Source organism: Mesobacillus sp. ABV4_180 (assembly GCF_056158485.1).
The window spans coordinates 2,023,326-2,042,010 of the sequence record NZ_JBSWTJ010000001.1 but is presented as its reverse complement, the minus strand read 5'-3'; the positions used below and the strand labels follow the sequence as shown (position 1 = coordinate 2,042,010).

Below are 18,685 nucleotides of genomic sequence, written 5' to 3'. Positions count from 1 at the left end.
ATAAAACTTTCATAATAATAGCGGGAGTACTATTGGCAGTGCAATAGAAGTGATAATGGCTGCCATGCCCATTGCAGCTCCGGATACTGCCCCTTGCAGTTCTCCCTCCCTTACCGCTTCTGCAGTGCCAATACCATGGGCAATCGTGCCGATTGCCAGACCTCTGGAAAAAGGATCTGCAATTTTAAGAAGATCCAATAACCAGGGTCCGAACATTGCTCCGCACATCCCTGTAATCATGACAAATCCCGCCACTAAAACATCATCCCCGCCTATGATCTTAGAAACCTCAGAGGCTACAGGTATTGTTATGGATTTTATTGTTAAAGAAAGAACTATAGTATTCGATAAATCCATTAATTTGGCTATAACAACGGCTGATGCTATGGTCGAGACGGTCCCCGCGAATAAACCTGCCAATGCAGGGACCAAATGGACGAAAATTATTCCCCTTTGTTTGTAAAGCGGAACGGCCAAAGCAACAGTTGCGGGTCCCAATAAGTATGTCATAATGTCACTTGCAGGAGCATATTCCTTATATGGTATTTTGAAAACAAGTAAAATAAATATGACTAACACAGTGCTTAAGAATACCGGTGATGTAAGAGGAGATGGATATTTCACTGCAGCATTCCTGGAAAAAATATAGGCTGAAAGTGTAATGAAAACACTAAAAATTGTTATGAATGTCTCCAGCTTTTCCACCATCCTTTCTCTTTGCAAGTGCATTTGAGGTAATTCCCGCTAAAGCCATGCCTGCAATAGCACTCAAAATCAAGATAATCATAAGCTGTATCCCTTTCGCCGCCACTAATCCTCCCAGAGTCATCAGACCAACTGAGATTGAAACAAAAAAGAATGACAAATGCCTGACCAGAAAATTCGAGGCATCCTCAATCCACTCCAGACGTACAATCTTTGTCCAGAGCAGCAAAAATAATATGATCAACCCTGCGACATTTCCCGGAATGAGAAGATGAAGATGTTCAACTATGTAAAATCCTGCTTTATTGATGATGATCAAGACTGCGGTCTGCAAAATGAATTTTAAAATTTTTACTGAGTTCAACACCATTCACCTTTCCTAACATGTTTCAAAATTAATATGATTAAAATATCTGTTTTCATAGTTCACACAATGTCCATATGATTTTCCTCGTATTTTTTATATCTTATAAGGGGGAGGCTTGCATGATGAAAAAAATATACCTAATAAGCACAATTGTCGTATTGATTGGCATCGCATCTGGAATTTCCTATTTTCTCATTCGGGATGCCAATGCAAAAATTCCAGATGACATCACACTCGTGACAATGGATGAAAAAAGTTATACCTTTGGAAATGAAACCGATACAATCAAACTGGTAGAATTCATTTATACCCATTGCCCGGATATATGCCCTACAACAACCCAAAAAATGAACTTATTAAAAAAAGATTTAGTCCAGGAAGGCGTTTACGGCAATAAAGTCCAATTCATTACAATAACCATTGACCCATACCGTGATTCGCCTGAAGTATTGAGAAAATATATGGATAACTTCGGTCTGGAAAATGACGGGAACTGGATCTTCTTAACCGGTAATCCAGAAAATACGCTGGAAGAACAGAAAAAAATCAAACAGGTTGCAGATACGTTTAAATTCCAATATCGCGATCCAGGAAACGGCTTTTACGTACACAGTACCTTCACGTACCTGGTTGACGAAAACAATAAATTCATTACAAAATTCCCTATGGGCGAAGAGTTCAATAAAGACAAAGCGTTTGAAACCATTATGGAGGAATTATAATTTAAACAAGAAAAAAGCGGTGCAAAGACACCGCTTTTTCTATTATCTGCTATCATTTGTACATATAGGCTGCTTTCGTGCTGGCTGATGTATGTACGGCTGTCTGAGTGGCAGAAACCGCCATGACACGAAATAAACAGTCTAATCTTTAATGTGAGTTTACTGTTCTGGGATGTTTTTCAGTCTTTTTCAGGGAGAAAAACTCTGATTTTGGCTTTGTAAAGCTGACTTTTATCCCTGATTCCTTTAAGCGGTTAACAAAATCAACCAGCTGCTTTTTAGCCATTTCAAAAACTCCTTTTATCCGTCTTTGTCTATCTTTATTCTACATGAAAAATATGAAAAATGTGTGAAATCGAGCAAAAAAATTGACACAGTCTCCCGAAAAAAATTCACAAATTTCCCAATGTACAACTTAACCATTCTCTGATACCTGAAAAATTACAAGCTTTTCATTTTTACTATTGCCTTTTCCCAATTTTGTTTGTAAAAAAACACATTAGTCAGGAATTGTTATTTTTTCACAAATAATATTAAATACTTTTTGATAATCGTCTATTTCTTCTTAAGAAAACAAAGAATTTTCATTCGGCCTAAAGTTCATCCGCTTACATATAAAAAGAATTCGCTACCGCTAGTCAAACATGATATAATCTTTGGGATATATATAAATGGAGGCTATAAAATAAATGATTACAGTTCAAAATGTTGGCTTGAGATACGGTGACCGCAAGCTATTTGAAGAGGTCAATATCAAATTCACACCTGGAAATTGCTATGGCCTGATCGGCGCGAACGGTGCGGGCAAGTCAACTTTCATCAAAATTTTGTCAGGAGAAATCGAGCCTCAGGCTGGAAGCGTGTTTTTAACCCCTGGCGAGCGACTTGCAGTCCTGAAACAAAATCATTTCGAATACGAAGAAGTTGAGGTATTAAAAGTTGTCATAATGGGTCATGCCCGTTTATATGAAGTTATGCAGGAAAAAGATGCAATCTATATGAAAGCTGATTTTACAGATGAAGATGGCATGAAGGCTGCTGAACTGGAAGGTGAATTTGCCGAACTTAATGGCTGGGAAGCTGAATCGGAAGCAGCAATCCTCCTTAAGGGTCTTGGAATCGGTGAGGATCTTCATACAAAGAAGATGGCAGAGATCAGCGGTGGGGAAAAAGTCAAAGTTCTACTTGCTCAAGCTCTTTTCGGGAAACCGGATGTCCTTCTTCTTGACGAGCCTACCAACCACCTTGATATCAAAGCAATCCAGTGGCTTGAAGAATTCCTGATCAATTTTGAGAATACTGTCATTGTTGTTTCCCATGACCGTCATTTCCTGAATAAAGTATGTACACATATTGCTGACCTTGACTTTGGCAAAATCCAGCTATATGTTGGGAACTATGACTTCTGGTACGAATCAAGCCAGCTTGCTTTGAAGATGCAGTCGGATACAAACCGTAAAAAAGAAGAAAAAATCAAAGAGTTGCAAGCCTTCATTGCAAGATTTAGCGCAAACGCATCTAAATCCAAGCAGGCTACTTCACGTAAAAAACTCCTTGATAAGATATCTCTGGATGATATCAAACCGTCATCCCGTAAATATCCATACGTTGGATTCACTCCCGATCGTGAAATCGGCAATGACTTATTAAGGGTAGATGGTATTTCGAAAACAATTGATGGTGTAAAGGTATTGGACAATATCAGTTTCATCATGAATAAAGATGACAAAATCGCCCTTGTTGGAAAAAATGAACTTGCCATCACGACATTGTTTAAAATTCTTACCGGAGAATTGGAAGCAGACAGCGGAACATATAAGTGGGGTGTAACAACATCTCAGGCATATTTTCCCAAGGACAATTCCGAGTTCTTCGAAGGTTGCGATTTGACTCTTGTTGACTGGCTTCGCCAATTCTCACCTAAGGATGACAGTGAAAGCTTCCTTCGTGGATTCCTTGGACGCATGCTTTTCTCAGGAGAAGAAGTTCTCAAAAAAGCAAGTGTACTTTCTGGAGGCGAAAAAGTTCGCTGCATGCTTTCAAAAATGATGTTATCTGGTGCGAATGTGTTGCTTTTGGATGAACCAACGAACCACTTGGATCTTGAATCTATTACAGCATTGAACAACGGTATGATCAACTTTAAAGGTTCCATGCTGTTTTCTTCCCATGACCATCAATTCGTCCAGACAATCGCGAATAGAATCATGGAAATCACTCCAGCTGGATTAGTTGATAAGCAAATGACTTATGATGAATACCTGGAAAACCAGGAACTTCAAAAACAAATTTCTGATATGTACGCATAATATATAATCCCCCTTGGATTCAATCCAGGGGGGATTTTTTCGATTCCTATTCTTAATCTTTTTTCTGCTTTCGTCTTGAAGAAGAAGCAGTTCTGCTTCCTGTCTCACTTGTAGTAGTCCCCTGCCCTTCGACCTGCATGGAATTCAAGCCAATTGTTGAAGGATCTTTCTTGCGTTTTGACATGTTTGCACCTCCCTGCCAGACTTTACTGCCTTACTATTGTTTTGCCAGATGAATATTTTATTCCAAAGGAGACAACTTATATGAGTGAGGAGGTGTAATTGATGACAAGAGTAGGTGTAGAGCAATCTTTGACAAACATTTCTGAAGCATTGCGCCAAAAAGGCTATGATGTAGTCGATTTACGTTCAGAGGCTGATGCACAGGGATGCGACTGCTGTGTAGTAAGTGGCATTGATTCAAATGTTATGGGAATGCAGGATGCTTCAATACAAGGTGCAGTCATTGAGGCAAACGGACTTTCCGCAGATGAGGTTTGCAGACAGATCGACCAGAAAACAGGACAAAGTCAATAAGCATTTTCACTAAAACTGCCGAAAAATAGGCAGTTTTTTTGTCATCTCCCCCATTCCCTTCTTCATTTCACTAACTTGTGATATTTTTTCCATGCCCTCGTCTCCATATTTCGATATAATCAGTTATAGTTATTGATTATGTTTAAAACAGGAGCTGTATTGAGAGAATGTCAACGTTTAAAAAAACAGCCATTTGGGTTTTGGTTACACTAACTTTGATACTATCAGGCTGTGAAGCTGATAAAGCCGAAAGAAAAACGGAACTGACCATATCAGCAGCCGCCAGTCTTCGGGATGCACTTGAAGAAGCCGGACAATTATATATGAAAGAAAATCCAGATATACATTTAATCTTCAACTTCGGCGGATCCGGTTCATTACAACAGCAGATTACACAGGGCGCGCCAGTAGACCTTTTCATATCTGCAGCAGAGGACAAGTTCTCCATGCTTCTGGATGAAGGCAAGATTGATATGAAGCACAGCGTGAAATTGCTGGCAAATGAATTAACATTAATCACGCCCAATGGCAAACAGGCTATTTCTTCGCTTGAAGATTTGCTTAATCCAGAGGTCAAAAGGATAGCCATTGGCACTCCTGAATCTGTTCCTGCCGGTATGTATGCCAAACAAACATTCATATCTGCCGCCATGTGGGATCAGCTCGAATACAAAATCATTTACACAAAAGATGTGCGCCAGGTTCTTTCCTATGTTGAAACAGGCAATGTTGATGGAGGAATCGTTTATAAAACAGACGCACTGATTTCTGATAAAGTAAGTACTGTCACAATCGATACCCAGGATATGCATGATCCAATCATTTATCCTTCAGGGGTGGTGGCCGCCTCTAAAAATCGCAAGGAGGCTGCGAGTTTCCTGGCATTTCTCCAGGAACAAGCAGCTAGGGAGATTTTTATAAAATATGGCTTTCAAGCAGCATTGGATTGATTTATGATGACAATCGAATTCTGGACACCAATCAAACTATCACTTCAAATTGCAACCATCTCCGTCTTCATCGTATTCTTTTTTGGGACTATTGCTGCAAGGATTTTATCAAGGAAAAGTTTTTGGGGCAAATCGGCCCTAGAAACACTAATAACCCTTCCCCTTGTCTTGCCCCCGACAGTAGTTGGTTTTTTATTGATTATTATTTTCGGTGTGAACAGCCCTATTGGGATGATGGTGGAAAATATTTTTGGAGGTCCCATCATGTTTACATGGTGGGCCGCGGTCATCGCTTCCTCTGTAGTTGCTTTCCCGCTTATGTATCAGTCTGCAAAAACCGGGTTCCTTTCTATTGATCAAGGAGCCGAAGAGGCTGCAAGGGTAGATGGAGCAAACGAGTGGAAAGTATTTCTTTATGTAACCCTGCCCTTATCTGCAAAAACTCTGATTACAGGTGGAATACTGAGTTTTGCAAGGGCACTGGGGGAATTCGGAGCAACCCTAATGTTCGCAGGGAATCTGCCAGGCAAAACACAGACGGTCCCAACAGCCATCTATATTGCGATCGAGTCCGGGAATATGGGTTCCGCATGGTTTTGGGTAATCTCTATGGCAGTCATTTCCTTCGTAATGCTTTATTCAACCTCACTTATAAAAACAAACTGAAATTAGTTTAAAAGAAAGGGCCATGGGATTTCCCATGGCACCTTCTCATGATTCAAGTTCAATTGTTAACTTCACCGGTTCAGCCTTTTTTTCTTTATCCATGCCTACAAGGTCGCCAGTCATGATATCGATTTTATCCAGATTGTCCAACTCATCTACAATGAACCCGATATTCCCTTTCTTTACTTGCCCTGGGGATATTTCACCGTTCAATTCCTCAAGATAAAAATCATCTTCCCATGTCTTATGAATAGAACCATTAATATTCATCATTGCAACAGGCGCGAAATGATAGCCTTCTTCTGCATTGTTTTCCATCTCAATTTCCACTTTTACAAAATTGAATTCCTCATCATGTGTAAATGGATGATAAAAATCGATCAAACTATAATCCGGAACGAAATGAAGTAGTTTTACCTCATTGATTTTGTAGTGAATTCCTCCGATATTTATGCTTTTATCAACCTTTTTTACAGCCCTCAGGGTCAGGTCCCCTTTTCGGTCCGTGATGGTATCTCCTGCTTTCGTCAATGTCCTGTCATCCGTTACTTGTGGATTTGCGGAATAATCATTGGCAGTAGTATTTTTTTCTTTCGTTCGACCTTCTTCTGCTGCTTTTATTTCTTTCTTTCCATCCTCACCATTTGTCGAACACCCTGATATGATTGAAGCCGCCAGCAATAAAGCGATGTATTTTTTCATTGAGAAACCCCTTCTCTAAGAAATTTCCCGCCTGGCGGCAACCAAGCGGGAGAGCTGCAGATTATTTTCTTTTTCCTTTTTCAAGAATATCGAAAATGTTCTTTGCGTTGTCTGTGTTATCAATCTGTCCATAGAAACGCTCTTTACCAGGCCCGAATGCGTATACAGGAACGTCTTCTCCCGTATGTCCTCCAGTTGTCCAGCCAGTGTGTGAACGAAGATCAAAAATCTTTTCGATTGCATTATCAATGTCACGTTCTTTTCCAGTTGCCGCAGCTTCCTTGACTGATGATACTTCTTCCGGCGTTAATTCAAGGTCGATATACTTCTTTAGTGTTTCTTCAACACCAGCACCTTTTTTGATTTCCGCTGCCATGAAGTCAGGTGTGCGTTTAGCAGCCTTGATTGGAGCACCAAACCAATTGTAAACTCCATCAGAACCAATGGAATATCCGCCAGTTGAGTGGTCGGCAGTCGCCACGACAAGTGTATGCTTGTCCTTTTTCGCAAATTCGATTGCTGCCTTATACGCCTTCTCGAAATCTTCCATTTCGCTCATTGCTCCAACAATATCATTATCATGGCCAGCCCAGTCAACCTGGCTGCCTTCAACCATCAGGAAGAAACCGTCTTGATCTTTATTCAGCCTTTCAATTGCTGATGTTGTCATATCTGCCAATGAAGGGGTAGTCTCTTCGCGGTCGATCATTTTCGGCATACCGCCTTCCGCAAATAGGCCAAGAATTTTTTCGTTATTATCTTCCATCATTTGATTCTTGTCAGTAACATAGCTATAACCTGCATTTTTGAATTCTTCAGCAAGGTTCCTGTCCCCACGCACAAAGTTGCTCAATCCGCCGCCTAGCATGACATCAACTTTATGTTCGCCATTGATCATTTCATCAAAATAGTCATCCGCAATCGAATTCATATTTTTTCTTGAGACATCATGCGCGCCGAATGAAGCAGGCGTTGCATGTGTGATTTCAGATGTTGCAACAAGACCCGTTGCTTTGCCATTTTCCTTCGCTGCTTCGAGAACAGTTTTAACAGGTGTTTCGTCATTGTCTACAGCAATGGCAGCATTGTATGTCTTAATACCCGCAGACATTGCAGTTGCTGCTGCTGCCGAATCTGTTACATTTTGCGCTGGATCTTCTGGATATGTCATCTGGTTTCCGACAAGATACTTATCAAATTCAGTTTTCTCCATTTCTGATGTTTCAGGGTTATCTTTCAAGTAACGATAAGCCGAAGTATAAGACAAGCCCATTCCGTCGCCAATTAAAAAGATTACATTTTTAATTTCTGTTTGGTTAGATTTATTTTCACTCTTTGCCTCTGCATTAAATGTACCTGCCAAGCTGCCGAACGCTACAGTGGAAAGAACAGCGATCGGGAGAATCTTCTTCTTAAAGTTTGCTTTAATCATTTCAAGACCTCCAGAAAAGTTATTTAACTCAATGACAACTATAAAGCGTATCTATTAATCTATGATTAACTCTATGTAAAAAAAGATTAAGACCATGTTAAGACTCTTTACAACCCAGCATTAACAATCCCCTTTTTCAACCAAAACAAAAAGCAGGCGACCATCACCTGCTTCTAAACCTTCTATTCTTTCTTTGTCTCTTGTTCAATATCCAAACAGCAGTTCCTAGAAAAAGCATTGCTGCTCCTAAAATTTTATTCAGTGAAAACATGCTGCTTTGCTTAGGTTCCTGGGTAGTCTTTTTCACTTCAGGCTTCTTTTTTATCAATGGTGATAATTCAACTGATTGAATCGTTTCACCCTTTCCATTCTGCACAATCAACACACCTTCGTCATCGATCACTCTCTTGCCTTGCTCGATAGGCTCGGTTAAGGATATGTTTTCAGAGGCTTTGAATCTTAATTTGCCGCTGGTGAATTCCTCACCTTTCTTAATTTGTGAGTGCCTGAAGTTGGCAAAACCATATTCAAATAGCTTAATGGTATCTTGGTAGATTTTTAATTTATATTCCGATTTCAGCATGATAGCTGTCAATTTCATTTCTCCATTTTCAGCTGTGGTAGCAAGCGTCTGCTTTGACTGGTCTACAAAACCCGTCTTCCCTCCCGTAACGCCCTCATACGGGATTTCTCCTTTTAGCATCCGATGGTGGGAAAGAATTGTAGTGTCCCACGATTCTCCATCCCAGGCCAATTGTTTTGTTCCAAAGATTTCACGGAAATCGGTGTTTTTCATTGCATAATTAACCATCATCCCTAAATCTTTTGCAGTTGTATAGTGATTTTCATCGAATAAACCATGAGGATTTACAAAATTGGTTGCTTTAACCCCGATTTCGGACTTAAGAAATTCATTTATGTTTTTCGAGTAATTTTCAATCGATCCATCCAAATGTATGGCAATTGCCAATGCTGCATCATTGCCAGAGTTAATCATCATTCCCTGGATCAGCTTTTTCAAGGTCACCTGCTCCCCGGGATTTAGATAAACTCTTGTGCCATCAATACTTACTGCCTCTTCACTAACAATGACCTTTTCATTTAAATCAGCCTTTTTCATTGCATAAATTGCTGTAGCAATCTTTGTAAGGCTTGCAGGGTACATCCTGGTTTCCTCATTCTTTCCGAAGAGGATTGCTCCTGACTCAGTATCCATCAAGATTGCAGCCTCTGAAGTCAGCTCTGGTTCTGAATCCTCAGCTCGTGCTGTTCCATTAAAAGAATTAATGCAAATCAAAATCATCAATAATGACGCCAAAAATTGTTTCATCCACACACATCCAGTATCCTTTTCTCCCAATATATTTTAGCAGAATGATGTCGAATTTTCTGCAATGTTAATTAATTTTAATATAAATGGAACTTTAAAAAAATGTGTGTAAACTTTTTTATAAGCGATAATCGATTCGAAATGGCTATATGTTCAATCCAAGCCACGCCTCATCCATTAAAAAAACCCATCAAATGATGGGTTTTATTTAGTTAAAGAACCATAAATGTAGGATTCAAGATAACCGAAATATATTTCATCCCTGGCAAGTGCTGCACCAAACTTCCTTTTTAAAAAATGTTCTGCTGCCGCAAAATCTTCAAACGGGACTGTACGTTCATTATTTTCCATTAAAACGGAATATCGCTCTCCTTCCTTGAAGATAAAAAATAGGTTCCGTTCACGATCTTCATATAAACAGCCTTTGTCAGATTCTTTCAGGTTATAGGTGTTTTTAAACGCATCCTGCTTGATCGGATCAAGCGGAAAAGCCTGTTCAATGTAGCGTTTATAGGCCTCTGCACTCATAGAACACCCAGAAGCCTTCGCATGTCCTCCCCCACCAAATTCACCTGCAACCGCTGAAACATCTACATGATTATGGATTGTCCTGAAACTGATTTTCTTTCCACCCAAATTGAGGATAGCAATATAATCAAGATGTGGATACTCCTTACCTAACTCGTTTCCCAATTCAGAATGATAAGACTCTGCGTGTACTATACCGGCAAACAACCCGTTCGTTTCGATTTGGATAATCTCCCGCTTTTTCCTCCTGATATAACGTTCGATTTTATCCTCTTCCATTTCAAGAAGCTTTACTTCGAAGTCATCATAATCGAAAGCGTCTCCAGATCTCAAACGAGATATCATTCGCTCTTCAAATTCTTCTATCGATATCAAAAAGAATAAGTCATTCAGGTTTTTAGCTTTGTAATTCTTGAGAATGTCCCAGTCCCACGTATCATACTGCCTGACAAGCTCTACAAACTCATCAAGAGAACCATTTTTTTGCAGGTGTTCCTCCTGCACCAAATACGCATATACCAATGAAGCAGCACTAGTCAACGTACCTTCTTCGTCTTCTATTTTTACGAAGCCCCAAGATAAGTCGTTGAAATGCAAAGCAGTTTTATGATGGTCTATAAGCTTCGCCTTGCCCCCTTCATTCACGAACTGATTTATTTTTTCCGTATTGTCCTCATTGACTGACAAATCAGTGATATAAAGGTGATCTTCTTTCTTCATTCGGTCATTCAACTTTTCGAAATAGCGTTGAACCTGGTAATTCAGCCCTGAAACTGAGTTATACCTTACTTCAGCTTTATCTCCGAAGGCTAGCTTAAATAAAATTCCGCAGGCTACCCCATCCAAATCGTTATGCGTAAATAAACGATACATAGCTTCCTCCTTGATTTAATCTAATCTATAGTGTGTTTTTACAGTACTAATCTATACAAAAGAAATTTCTAAAAAAATAGACAAGTTCTCCATAGGGATTAGCATAACATTTACAAAGGATATAAAGGAGTTGATTTAATGCATTTCTTTGTGGTTAAAAAAAGGGCTATATATTTATTCGCACTTATCGTTTTTATTGCCATCATTGGATCCTTGTGGATGAGCTTAAAGCCTGATGCAACACCCGCAATTGGAGGGCAAAATGATAAAATCCGTGAGATCCACATGGTTACAGGAGAGTTCAAATCTTCAACTGATGACGGCAAAGAGATTGAAGCCTATCGTTGGGATCCTGGAACGATCATCATGGAAAAGGGTGAAAAAGTCCGCTTGGTGATCCGTGGAGTAAATGGAAAAGAACATCCCTTCATCATTGAAGGAACAGATATAAAAGGGGTCGTAAAAAAGGGAGAAAACACTGTGATACCATTACAATTTGACAAGGAAGGAACCTATAGGCTAATTTGCATGACGCACCCTTCAGCAGAAAATAATGGCCCCATGATCGCATATATTGTGGTTGACTGATTAGGCTAGAACAAAAAGCGCAAGCGCATCGTTCAGCCCGGCAAGCTCTGGAGCTAGATTAAGATTTCTGACTGCGGTTATACACAACCGAAAAATTCTATAAATTCCTATCCCACCAGAAAACAGGATTTTGTATCCTGTTTTTTCTTTTTGACACAAAACATACAAAACCCCATAAACACAGTGAAAACAATTGCTGTTACGATTGAAAATATGAAGCATACTTTCATACAACAGTTACGGAAAACCACCTCCCAATTATAGTACAGCCTCCAAATTCAGCAGGTTGGTTAAACAGCAAACACTCATTATTCAAGGATTGTTCACACTTTCACAAATCTGTCACACTAAATCTGTTTCAGTCGTAGTATGATGAAAGTGTGATAACTGTTATATAAACAATTACTAGAGGTGAACCATAATGGAACAATGGAAAGGGTTTAAAACTGGTACCTGGCAGGAAGAAATCAACGTACGGGATTTTATATTAAAAAATTACTATGAGTATACTGGCGATGCAAATTTTCTTGAAGGAGCAACTGAGGAAACAAACCTTTTATGGAATCAAGTAATGGAGTTAACGAAGCAGGAACGTGATAACGGCGGTGTCCTCAATATGGATACTAAAGTTGTTTCTACCATTACTTCACATGGACCTGGCTACCTTGATAAAAACAAGGAAAAAGTTGTCGGCTTCCAGACAGATCAGCCATTCAAACGCTCTATGCAGCCTTACGGCGGTATTCGCATGGCGAAAGCTGCTTGTGAAGCATATGGCTATGAATTGGATAAAGAAGTAGAAAAAATCTTCACCGATTTCCGCAAAACTCATAACCAGGGTGTCTTTGATGTTTACACAAAGGAAATGCTCCAGGCACGAAAAGCAGGAATTATCACTGGCCTACCTGACGCATATGGCCGCGGGCGCATTATTGGCGACTATCGCCGGGTCGCACTTTACGGTGTCGACTTCTTGATGGAACAAAAGAAAAAAGACCATGGAATGACGAGCAGTGTCATGACTGAGGACACAATGCGCCTGAGAGAAGAAATTTCTGAACAATACCGTTCATTGAATGAATTGAAGCAGCTTGCAGAGAGTTATGGATATGACATCTCCAAGCCAGCATCCAACGCAGCAGAAGCCTTCCAGTGGGTGTACTTTGCCTACCTTGCAGCAATTAAAGAACAAAACGGTGCAGCGATGAGCCTTGGCCGTGTGGCAACATTCCTTGACATATACATTGAACGTGATCTGCAAAACGGGACATTAACAGAGCAGGAGGCGCAGGAACTTGTCGACCACTTCGTTATGAAGCTTCGATTAGTCAAATTTGCCCGCACTCCAGATTACAATGAATTATTCAGCGGTGACCCTACTTGGGTAACCGAATCAATCGGCGGCATGGCACATAGCGGTAAATCCCTTGTAACAAAGAACTCTTTCCGCTTCCTTCATACACTTGATAATCTTGGGCCAGCCCCGGAACCTAACCTGACTGTTTTATGGTCCCCTGCCCTGCCTGAAAACTTTAAGAAGTATTGTGCTGAGATGTCCATCAAAACCAGCTCAATCCAGTACGAAAACGATGACCTTATGCGCTGTGAATATGGAGATGACTACGGTATTGCATGTTGTGTATCAGCAATGGAAATAGGTAAGCAAATGCAGTTCTTCGGTGCACGTGCCAACCTTGCAAAAGCTTTGCTTTACGCCATCAATGGGGGTGTAGATGAAAAATTAAAGGTCCAGGTAGCACCGGCCTTCAACCCGATCACTTCCGAAGTGCTTGATTATATGGACGTGATGTCGAAATTCGATCACGTCATGGAATGGCTGGCAGGACTTTATATCAATACCCTAAATGTCATTCATTACATGCACGATAAATACAGCTATGAAAGAATTGAGATGGCACTCCATGATACAGAAGTCCTTCGCACAATGGCAACCGGAATCGCCGGACTTAGTGTTGTAGCCGACTCCCTGAGTGCAATCAAGCATGCAAAGGTTAAAGTGATCCGTGACGAAAATGGCATTGCAGTTGATTTTGAAACAGAAGGTGACTTCCCTAAATACGGCAACAACGATAACCGTGTAGACAGCATAGCAGTTGAGATAGTAAAGAACTTCATGACGAAGCTTCGCAAGCATCCGACCTATCGGAACTCATTGCATACTATGTCAATCCTTACGATCACATCAAACGTAGTGTATGGCAAGAAGACAGGCAACACTCCTGACGGCAGACGTGCTGGTGAACCATTTGCGCCTGGTGCTAACCCTATGCACGGACGCGATACGAAAGGAACACTCGCCTCCCTGTCTTCTGTGGCAAAACTGCCATACAGCTACGCCATGGACGGCATTTCAAACACCTTCTCCATCGTTCCAAAAGCACTCGGAAAAGATGAAGAAAGCCGTACGAACAATCTTGTTTCCATTCTTGACGGTTACGCCATCAAGGATGGCCATCACCTAAATGTAAACGTGTTTAATAGAGAAACTTTGTTAAATGCGATGGAACACCCTGAAGAGTACCCGCAGCTGACAATCCGAGTTTCCGGATATGCCGTAAACTTCATCAAGCTTACTCGCGAACAGCAGATGGATGTCATCAACCGTACTTTCCATGAATCCATGTAATGGATTGCCCCGCTAATGGCGGCATCAACAGGAGTTTTTTTAATCCCTTTTTGGGCTCCTGTTTAATAGAAAGGAGAAATCATCATGATCGGAAACATTCATTCTATCGAAACCTTCGGAACCGTGGACGGACCCGGAATACGCTATGTCATCTTCACACAGGGATGTCTGCTGCGCTGCCAATTTTGCCATAACGCAGATACATGGGAGATTGGCACAGGTAAACAAATGTCTGTTTCCGAAATCATTGATGATTTGAAGTCCTATCTGCCTTTTATTGAATCATCTGGAGGCGGCATCACTGTCAGCGGCGGTGAACCCCTTTTACAAATTCCATTTATTACAGAACTTTTTAAGGAATGCAAAAAACTGGGAGTCCACACTGCGATTGATTCTTCAGGGGGCTGTTATTCAAGCGCTCCACTATTCCAGGACCAGCTGGCAGAACTACTGAAATATACAGACCTGATTCTATTAGACATAAAACACATTAACCGAAAAAAACATATCAAACTGACAGGAATGGCCAATGATCATATACTAGAATTTGCCCGTTACCTATCAGTTCATCAGATTCCAATCTGGATTCGCCATGTGCTTGTACCAGGCATTACGAATGATACTGAGGATCTTTCACAATTAGGCCAGTTCATTGGCACACTTGAAAATGTTAAAAAGATTGAGGTTTTGCCATATCATAAACTTGGTGTGTATAAATGGGAAGCTCTCGGACTTGAGTACCCACTAAAAGATATTGAGCCGCCAGGTGATGATGCAGTAAACCATGCTTATGGTTTGTTGACTGCCCATACTAAAGCCATATAGATTTATCTAACAGCAGGATTAAATTCCTGCTGTTTTTCTGCATAGCTTTTTGATAAATTTCTTGTATCATAATGTTAATCGCTGATAACGGAGGAATCGGATGTATCAATTTTTTACTGAAGTAAGCAACTTTCTAAGCAGTCCTTTTTTTACTCTGGTCAACCAGACTGAAGAAATCCCGCTATTGGCAAGCTTCCTGTTGGGGCTTGTTGGTGCACTTGCTCCTTGCCAGCTGACAGGAAACATCGGGGCCATTACCTACTATGGAAACCGAAGCCTCCAGACAAAAAGCCAATGGATTGAAATAGCTTTTTTCATATTTGGAAAGATGATTGTTTTCTCACTGCTTGGCCTTACCGTCTGGCTTGCTGGACAGAGTTTTCAGGAGATCCTTCCAGGTATTTTTTCCTGGTTCCGAAAACTGATGGGCCCAATATTCATTTTGATTGGCCTGTCTCTTATTGGTGTCTTTGCACTTCGTTGGATTGACCGGTTTAACTCCATCCTTCCTGAATGGAATGAAAACGGCAAAAAAGGTTCTTTCCTTATGGGCGTTAGCCTTTCGATCGCTTTCTGCCCAACGATGTTTTCCTTATACTTTTTCACCCTCATGCCTATTGCTCTCAGATCATCATACGGGGCAGCAATGCCATCTGTTTTTGCAGTAGGCACTTCGATACCACTGATTATATTTGCTGGAATCATTTCATATATGGGCCTTAATGGTTCATTAATGAGGAAGAGTCGAAAGTTGGGATCCGTTGTACAAAAAGCAGCTGGGTATATGTTAATTAGCATTGGCATATTAGATACAATCACATATTGGGTGTAGGCTGACTTAGGTGTCAGCTTTTTTTCTGATTCATAGTTTAAGTCCTTCTTACTTATATGTTTTATAAATTTTTTCTTATTGACAAAAAAATCAGAGAATATTAAAGTTTTAATGTGAACCAAAATACATATAAGTTAACAAAAGGAGAGAAACGAGCAATGAACAAACAACAATTGAAACTGAGGATGATGATTATTACGGCTTTATTTGCAGCTATTATCGGGGTACTGGCTCAAATTACCATTCCGCTTCCACTTGTTCCGATAACGGGCCAGACATTGGCCATTGGTTTAGCCGCAACGATACTTGGTTCTCGTTATGGTACATTATCAGTTCTTCTGTATTTAACGATAGGAGCAGTAGGAGTGCCGGTATTTGCGGAATTTTCAGGAGGGTTTTCAAAGCTTGTGGGCCCTACAGGTGGATACTTAGTAGGTTTTGTACCTGCAGCGTTTATGATTGGCTGGGTACTTGAAAAGACTTCATTTAATTTCATGAACGCTATGATTGGGAACATCATTGGAATGTTGATTACCCTGGTGTTCGGTACCGTATGGCTTAAGATCGCAATGGAGATGTCCTGGTCGGCTGCATTTGCAGCTGGATTTACACCTTTCATCGTAGTCGGAATCATAAAAGCAGCACTTGCTTCATGGATTGGAGTCCTTGTCCGAAACAGACTTGAATCAGCCAGACTTCTGGCATTTTCACAAAATAATATCTCAAAATCTGCTTAAGCAATAAAGCCAGGATCAATTAATCCTGGCCCCCTTTCTTGTGTTCTTATTAAACTATACATGACTGCCATGCAACATCCGTTGGCTGAACCTGTTTTATGCTATATTCATATTCTCCTTATAACCAGGTTCACAATTAATGCAAACCGCTTCATCATAATCCTCGGTATTCACGTCTTCCCTGTTATATTCAATGGCGCATAGTGCACATTCGACCATTTCTTCACCTGCATCTTCTGCTGCATCCGGTATCGCGTCGTTCACCTTCAGTTCTTTAACCCATACACCGCTGATATTTGACATTTCGTTTTCTATAAATTCATTCGCAGCTTCCTCTGTTTCCCATACTCCATGATCCCACAGCATCTCATCAGCGTCACCTGAATTGATCATTAGCCCGTATACTATTTTCATAATCGCTACCCCTTTCGAATAGGCGCTTTTATAATATTTGTTCTATATACTTAGCCATTTTTATCATAATCGAAACCATCCGCCACTTTACAATCTCTGGAAGTGAAACTTTTTTAAAGTAATTCGTATATTTAATGTCCAATTGATAAAAAGGGATTCTTCCAATATACTTAATTAATGTGTTAGTAATCGGAGGTGATGGCATGCTGTTGGAATTATATGCTCAATCCGTTGATACGGCAGCGGTGTACAGTGTTTATTTGACTCTGCTGATCAGCATGTCGATGTCCGCACTGTGGATGATCAATGACACCTCATTTATCGACTCGTGCTTCATGGAGGTTAACTTTAAGCCCTCCGCTTCTGAAACAGCGTTTAAAAATAAAGCTGATCTCGGGACGAGCTTTCATTTGGAAATCCTTAAGCGTATAAAAATTAAAATTGATCCAGGTGATGAAGATATTCATTTTTCTCCTATCATGAAAACGATCTAATCCTTAGGAGGAGAAAAATGAAGAAGCTTTACACACTTATGTTCGTGCTATTATTACCGATGTTATTAACTGGATGCCAGGCTCTTACTAGCGAGGGCTCATTCTTCCAGACAACTTTTATAAATCCTTTCACCTGGCTGATCCATGTCTTTGCTGGGTTAACTGGCGGAAGTTATGGTTTGGCGATCATTTTAATTACATTGCTAATCAGACTGGTATTAATGCCGCTTATGTTAAGACAGTATAAAAACCAGCAGAATATGAAAGAAAAAATGGGCTTTATTAAGCCAGAAATGGATGAGATACAAAAAAAACTGAAAGAAACAAAGGATCCTGCCGAGCAGCGGAGATTGCAGCAGGAAATGATGGGCCTTTACCAAAAACACGGTGTTAACCCTCTGTCAGTTGGCTGTCTGCCGATGCTGATCCAGATGCCGATTTTAATGGGGCTTTATTATGCGATCAGCGGCTCTGCCGAAATCGCCAGCCACACCTTCCTCTGGTTCAACCTGGGACATTCAGATATATGGATTACAGCAGCAGCAGGGCTGATTTATTATTTACAATTTAAGGTTTCCATGTCCAATATGACGGAGGAACAGCAAAAACAAATGAAGTTCATGGGGCTGTTGTCACCGATCATGATCGTGATGTTTTCTTTGAATGCTCCCTCTGCCCTTCCTCTTTATTGGACAGTTGGCGGGATGTTCCTGATTGTACAAACGTTATTGGCGAGAAAAATTTATACCGCAAAAGAAACTCCTGCAAAAGTGGGACAACAAATCTAAATGTGAAGCCTGGGTATTAATCATCCCAGGCTTTTTTATGTGGAATATTATGGTTGACAGTAGAATTCCCCTCACAGTATAATTTGAACTAATGATATTTGAAGGGAATGGTAAAGAGCCGATGAAATACTAATCTTATTTTCTGCCCGATTTTTCTAATATGAAAAAACGTGTTGCCCGGAAAATAGGATTAGTCTGCTCATTTGCCGTTCCCATACGATTAATTCACCTAATCAAGC

Annotated in this window: 21 protein-coding genes; 12 read left to right on the top strand and 9 right to left on the bottom strand. The window is 40.4% G+C overall.

What is annotated here, in order from left to right; all coding sequences use genetic code 11:
* Window positions 1-9: 9 nt before the first annotated feature.
* Together ACXAEA_RS10395 and ACXAEA_RS10390 are read right to left on the bottom strand one after the other, a co-directional pair.
* A complete protein-coding gene (locus ACXAEA_RS10395; RefSeq protein WP_475098108.1) occupies window positions 10-708 on the bottom strand; it encodes an LrgB family protein in 699 nt (232 codons plus the stop codon).
* Window positions 671-1,069 (bottom strand): CidA/LrgA family protein, encoded by a 399-nt coding sequence (locus tag ACXAEA_RS10390; protein WP_475095813.1) that lies wholly within the window; start codon window positions 1,067-1,069, stop codon window positions 671-673. The genes ACXAEA_RS10395 and ACXAEA_RS10390 overlap by 38 nt, the downstream gene beginning before the upstream one ends.
* 125 nt (window positions 1,070-1,194) lie before the next feature.
* Between ACXAEA_RS10390 and ACXAEA_RS10385 the strand changes: the two genes are divergently transcribed.
* The gene (locus tag ACXAEA_RS10385; RefSeq protein ID WP_475098107.1) at window positions 1,195-1,794 is read left to right on the top strand and encodes an SCO family protein; all 600 of its coding nucleotides are present in this window, start codon (window positions 1,195-1,197) and stop codon (window positions 1,792-1,794) included.
* Window positions 1,795-1,942: 148 nt separating this feature from the next.
* Here ACXAEA_RS10385 and ACXAEA_RS10380 read toward each other — a convergent pair whose 3' ends face one another.
* Complete coding sequence (locus ACXAEA_RS10380; protein ID WP_475095812.1) at window positions 1,943-2,080, bottom strand: hypothetical protein; 138 nt, start codon at window positions 2,078-2,080, stop codon at window positions 1,943-1,945.
* Between the two features lie 403 nt (window positions 2,081-2,483).
* Here ACXAEA_RS10380 and ACXAEA_RS10375 point away from each other — a divergent pair, with 403 nt between their 5' ends.
* Complete coding sequence (locus ACXAEA_RS10375; protein WP_475095811.1) at window positions 2,484-4,103, top strand: ABC-F family ATP-binding cassette domain-containing protein; 1,620 nt, start codon at window positions 2,484-2,486, stop codon at window positions 4,101-4,103.
* Window positions 4,104-4,155: 52 nt separating this feature from the next.
* Here ACXAEA_RS10375 and ACXAEA_RS10370 read toward each other — a convergent pair whose 3' ends face one another.
* On the bottom strand, window positions 4,156-4,287 hold the full coding sequence (locus ACXAEA_RS10370; protein ID WP_475095810.1) for a YuzL family protein: 132 nt from the start codon (window positions 4,285-4,287) through the stop codon (window positions 4,156-4,158).
* A gap of 101 nt (window positions 4,288-4,388) precedes the next feature.
* On the opposite strand from ACXAEA_RS10370, the gene ACXAEA_RS10365 reads away from it, so the two are divergent.
* From ACXAEA_RS10365 to modB, 3 genes are all read left to right on the top strand, one after another.
* Window positions 4,389-4,640, top strand: a complete 252-nt coding sequence (locus ACXAEA_RS10365) for a YkuS family protein (RefSeq protein WP_475095809.1) — start codon at window positions 4,389-4,391, stop codon at window positions 4,638-4,640.
* Between the two features lie 167 nt (window positions 4,641-4,807).
* On the top strand, window positions 4,808-5,590 hold the full coding sequence (gene modA, locus ACXAEA_RS10360; protein ID WP_475095808.1) for a molybdate ABC transporter substrate-binding protein: 783 nt from the start codon (window positions 4,808-4,810) through the stop codon (window positions 5,588-5,590).
* A gap of 6 nt (window positions 5,591-5,596) precedes the next feature.
* Window positions 5,597-6,256, top strand: coding sequence for a molybdate ABC transporter permease subunit (gene modB / locus ACXAEA_RS10355; protein ID WP_475098106.1), 660 nt, complete (start codon window positions 5,597-5,599; stop codon window positions 6,254-6,256).
* 45 nt (window positions 6,257-6,301) lie between these two features.
* Here the strand turns inward: modB and ACXAEA_RS10350 are convergent, their stop codons facing one another.
* From ACXAEA_RS10350 to ACXAEA_RS10335, 4 genes are all read right to left on the bottom strand, one after another.
* Window positions 6,302-6,958: a DUF4352 domain-containing protein gene (locus ACXAEA_RS10350; protein ID WP_475095807.1), complete on the bottom strand. Its 657-nt coding sequence runs from the start codon at window positions 6,956-6,958 to the stop codon at window positions 6,302-6,304.
* Between the two features lie 61 nt (window positions 6,959-7,019).
* Entirely contained in the window at window positions 7,020-8,390 is a 1,371-nt protein-coding gene (locus tag ACXAEA_RS10345; protein WP_475095806.1) for an alkaline phosphatase, read from the bottom strand.
* Window positions 8,391-8,553: 163 nt separating this feature from the next.
* Window positions 8,554-9,720, bottom strand: a complete 1,167-nt coding sequence (locus tag ACXAEA_RS10340; RefSeq protein ID WP_475095805.1) for a D-alanyl-D-alanine carboxypeptidase family protein — start codon at window positions 9,718-9,720, stop codon at window positions 8,554-8,556.
* 204 nt (window positions 9,721-9,924) lie between these two features.
* Window positions 9,925-11,121 carry a DHH family phosphoesterase gene (locus ACXAEA_RS10335; RefSeq protein WP_475095804.1) on the bottom strand — a complete coding sequence of 399 codons (1,197 nt, stop codon included), beginning with the start codon at window positions 11,119-11,121 and terminating at the stop codon, window positions 9,925-9,927.
* A 138-nt stretch (window positions 11,122-11,259) separates the two neighbouring features.
* On the opposite strand from ACXAEA_RS10335, the gene ACXAEA_RS10330 reads away from it, so the two are divergent.
* The 5 genes from ACXAEA_RS10330 (at window position 11,260) to ACXAEA_RS10310 (ending at window position 16,750) form a co-directional block, all read left to right on the top strand.
* Window positions 11,260-11,709, top strand: coding sequence for a cupredoxin domain-containing protein (locus ACXAEA_RS10330; RefSeq protein ID WP_475095803.1), 450 nt, complete (start codon window positions 11,260-11,262; stop codon window positions 11,707-11,709).
* A gap of 421 nt (window positions 11,710-12,130) precedes the next feature.
* Window positions 12,131-14,356, top strand: coding sequence for a formate C-acetyltransferase (pflB, locus tag ACXAEA_RS10325; protein WP_475095802.1), 2,226 nt, complete (start codon window positions 12,131-12,133; stop codon window positions 14,354-14,356).
* A gap of 84 nt (window positions 14,357-14,440) precedes the next feature.
* On the top strand, window positions 14,441-15,181 hold the full coding sequence (gene pflA / locus ACXAEA_RS10320) for a pyruvate formate-lyase-activating protein (protein ID WP_475095801.1): 741 nt from the start codon (window positions 14,441-14,443) through the stop codon (window positions 15,179-15,181).
* A gap of 100 nt (window positions 15,182-15,281) precedes the next feature.
* Window positions 15,282-16,013, top strand: coding sequence for an urease accessory protein UreH domain-containing protein (locus ACXAEA_RS10315; RefSeq protein WP_475095800.1), 732 nt, complete (start codon window positions 15,282-15,284; stop codon window positions 16,011-16,013).
* A 158-nt stretch (window positions 16,014-16,171) separates the two neighbouring features.
* Window positions 16,172-16,750, top strand: a complete 579-nt coding sequence (locus ACXAEA_RS10310; protein ID WP_475095799.1) for a biotin transporter BioY — start codon at window positions 16,172-16,174, stop codon at window positions 16,748-16,750.
* Between the two features lie 96 nt (window positions 16,751-16,846).
* Here the strand turns inward: ACXAEA_RS10310 and ACXAEA_RS10305 are convergent, their stop codons facing one another.
* Complete coding sequence (locus ACXAEA_RS10305; protein ID WP_475095798.1) at window positions 16,847-17,164, bottom strand: hypothetical protein; 318 nt, start codon at window positions 17,162-17,164, stop codon at window positions 16,847-16,849.
* Between the two features lie 203 nt (window positions 17,165-17,367).
* On the opposite strand from ACXAEA_RS10305, the gene ACXAEA_RS10300 reads away from it, so the two are divergent.
* Together ACXAEA_RS10300 and yidC are read left to right on the top strand one after the other, a co-directional pair.
* Window positions 17,368-17,658, top strand: coding sequence for a hypothetical protein (locus ACXAEA_RS10300; protein ID WP_475095797.1), 291 nt, complete (start codon window positions 17,368-17,370; stop codon window positions 17,656-17,658).
* Between the two features lie 17 nt (window positions 17,659-17,675).
* The gene (gene yidC, locus ACXAEA_RS10295; protein WP_475095796.1) at window positions 17,676-18,446 is read left to right on the top strand and encodes a membrane protein insertase YidC; all 771 of its coding nucleotides are present in this window, start codon (window positions 17,676-17,678) and stop codon (window positions 18,444-18,446) included.
* The last annotated feature ends 239 nt before the right edge of the window (window positions 18,447-18,685 follow it).

What these genes read in the sequence shown, in the direction of transcription:
- pflA (WP_475095801.1), top strand. Translation starts at nt 14,441, where the DNA reads ATGATCGGAAACATTCATTCTATCGAAACCTTCGGAACCGTGGACGGA.
- ACXAEA_RS10350 (WP_475095807.1), bottom strand. Translation starts at nt 6,958, where the DNA reads ATGAAAAAATACATCGCTTTATTGCTGGCGGCTTCAATCATATCAGGG.
- ACXAEA_RS10315 (WP_475095800.1), top strand. Translation starts at nt 15,282, where the DNA reads ATGTATCAATTTTTTACTGAAGTAAGCAACTTTCTAAGCAGTCCTTTT.
- yidC (WP_475095796.1), top strand. Translation starts at nt 17,676, where the DNA reads ATGAAGAAGCTTTACACACTTATGTTCGTGCTATTATTACCGATGTTA.
- ACXAEA_RS10345 (WP_475095806.1), bottom strand. Translation starts at nt 8,390, where the DNA reads ATGATTAAAGCAAACTTTAAGAAGAAGATTCTCCCGATCGCTGTTCTT.
- ACXAEA_RS10380 (WP_475095812.1), bottom strand. Translation starts at nt 2,080, where the DNA reads ATGGCTAAAAAGCAGCTGGTTGATTTTGTTAACCGCTTAAAGGAATCA.
- modB (WP_475098106.1), top strand. Translation starts at nt 5,597, where the DNA reads ATGACAATCGAATTCTGGACACCAATCAAACTATCACTTCAAATTGCA.
- ACXAEA_RS10365 (WP_475095809.1), top strand. Translation starts at nt 4,389, where the DNA reads ATGACAAGAGTAGGTGTAGAGCAATCTTTGACAAACATTTCTGAAGCA.
- ACXAEA_RS10385 (WP_475098107.1), top strand. Translation starts at nt 1,195, where the DNA reads ATGAAAAAAATATACCTAATAAGCACAATTGTCGTATTGATTGGCATC.
- ACXAEA_RS10330 (WP_475095803.1), top strand. Translation starts at nt 11,260, where the DNA reads ATGCATTTCTTTGTGGTTAAAAAAAGGGCTATATATTTATTCGCACTT.
- modA (WP_475095808.1), top strand. Translation starts at nt 4,808, where the DNA reads ATGTCAACGTTTAAAAAAACAGCCATTTGGGTTTTGGTTACACTAACT.
- ACXAEA_RS10395 (WP_475098108.1), bottom strand. Translation starts at nt 708, where the DNA reads ATGGTGGAAAAGCTGGAGACATTCATAACAATTTTTAGTGTTTTCATT.
- ACXAEA_RS10300 (WP_475095797.1), top strand. Translation starts at nt 17,368, where the DNA reads ATGCTGTTGGAATTATATGCTCAATCCGTTGATACGGCAGCGGTGTAC.
- ACXAEA_RS10305 (WP_475095798.1), bottom strand. Translation starts at nt 17,164, where the DNA reads ATGAAAATAGTATACGGGCTAATGATCAATTCAGGTGACGCTGATGAG.
- pflB (WP_475095802.1), top strand. Translation starts at nt 12,131, where the DNA reads ATGGAACAATGGAAAGGGTTTAAAACTGGTACCTGGCAGGAAGAAATC.
- ACXAEA_RS10310 (WP_475095799.1), top strand. Translation starts at nt 16,172, where the DNA reads ATGAACAAACAACAATTGAAACTGAGGATGATGATTATTACGGCTTTA.
- ACXAEA_RS10335 (WP_475095804.1), bottom strand. Translation starts at nt 11,121, where the DNA reads ATGTATCGTTTATTTACGCATAACGATTTGGATGGGGTAGCCTGCGGA.
- ACXAEA_RS10375 (WP_475095811.1), top strand. Translation starts at nt 2,484, where the DNA reads ATGATTACAGTTCAAAATGTTGGCTTGAGATACGGTGACCGCAAGCTA.
- ACXAEA_RS10340 (WP_475095805.1), bottom strand. Translation starts at nt 9,720, where the DNA reads ATGAAACAATTTTTGGCGTCATTATTGATGATTTTGATTTGCATTAAT.
- ACXAEA_RS10370 (WP_475095810.1), bottom strand. Translation starts at nt 4,287, where the DNA reads ATGTCAAAACGCAAGAAAGATCCTTCAACAATTGGCTTGAATTCCATG.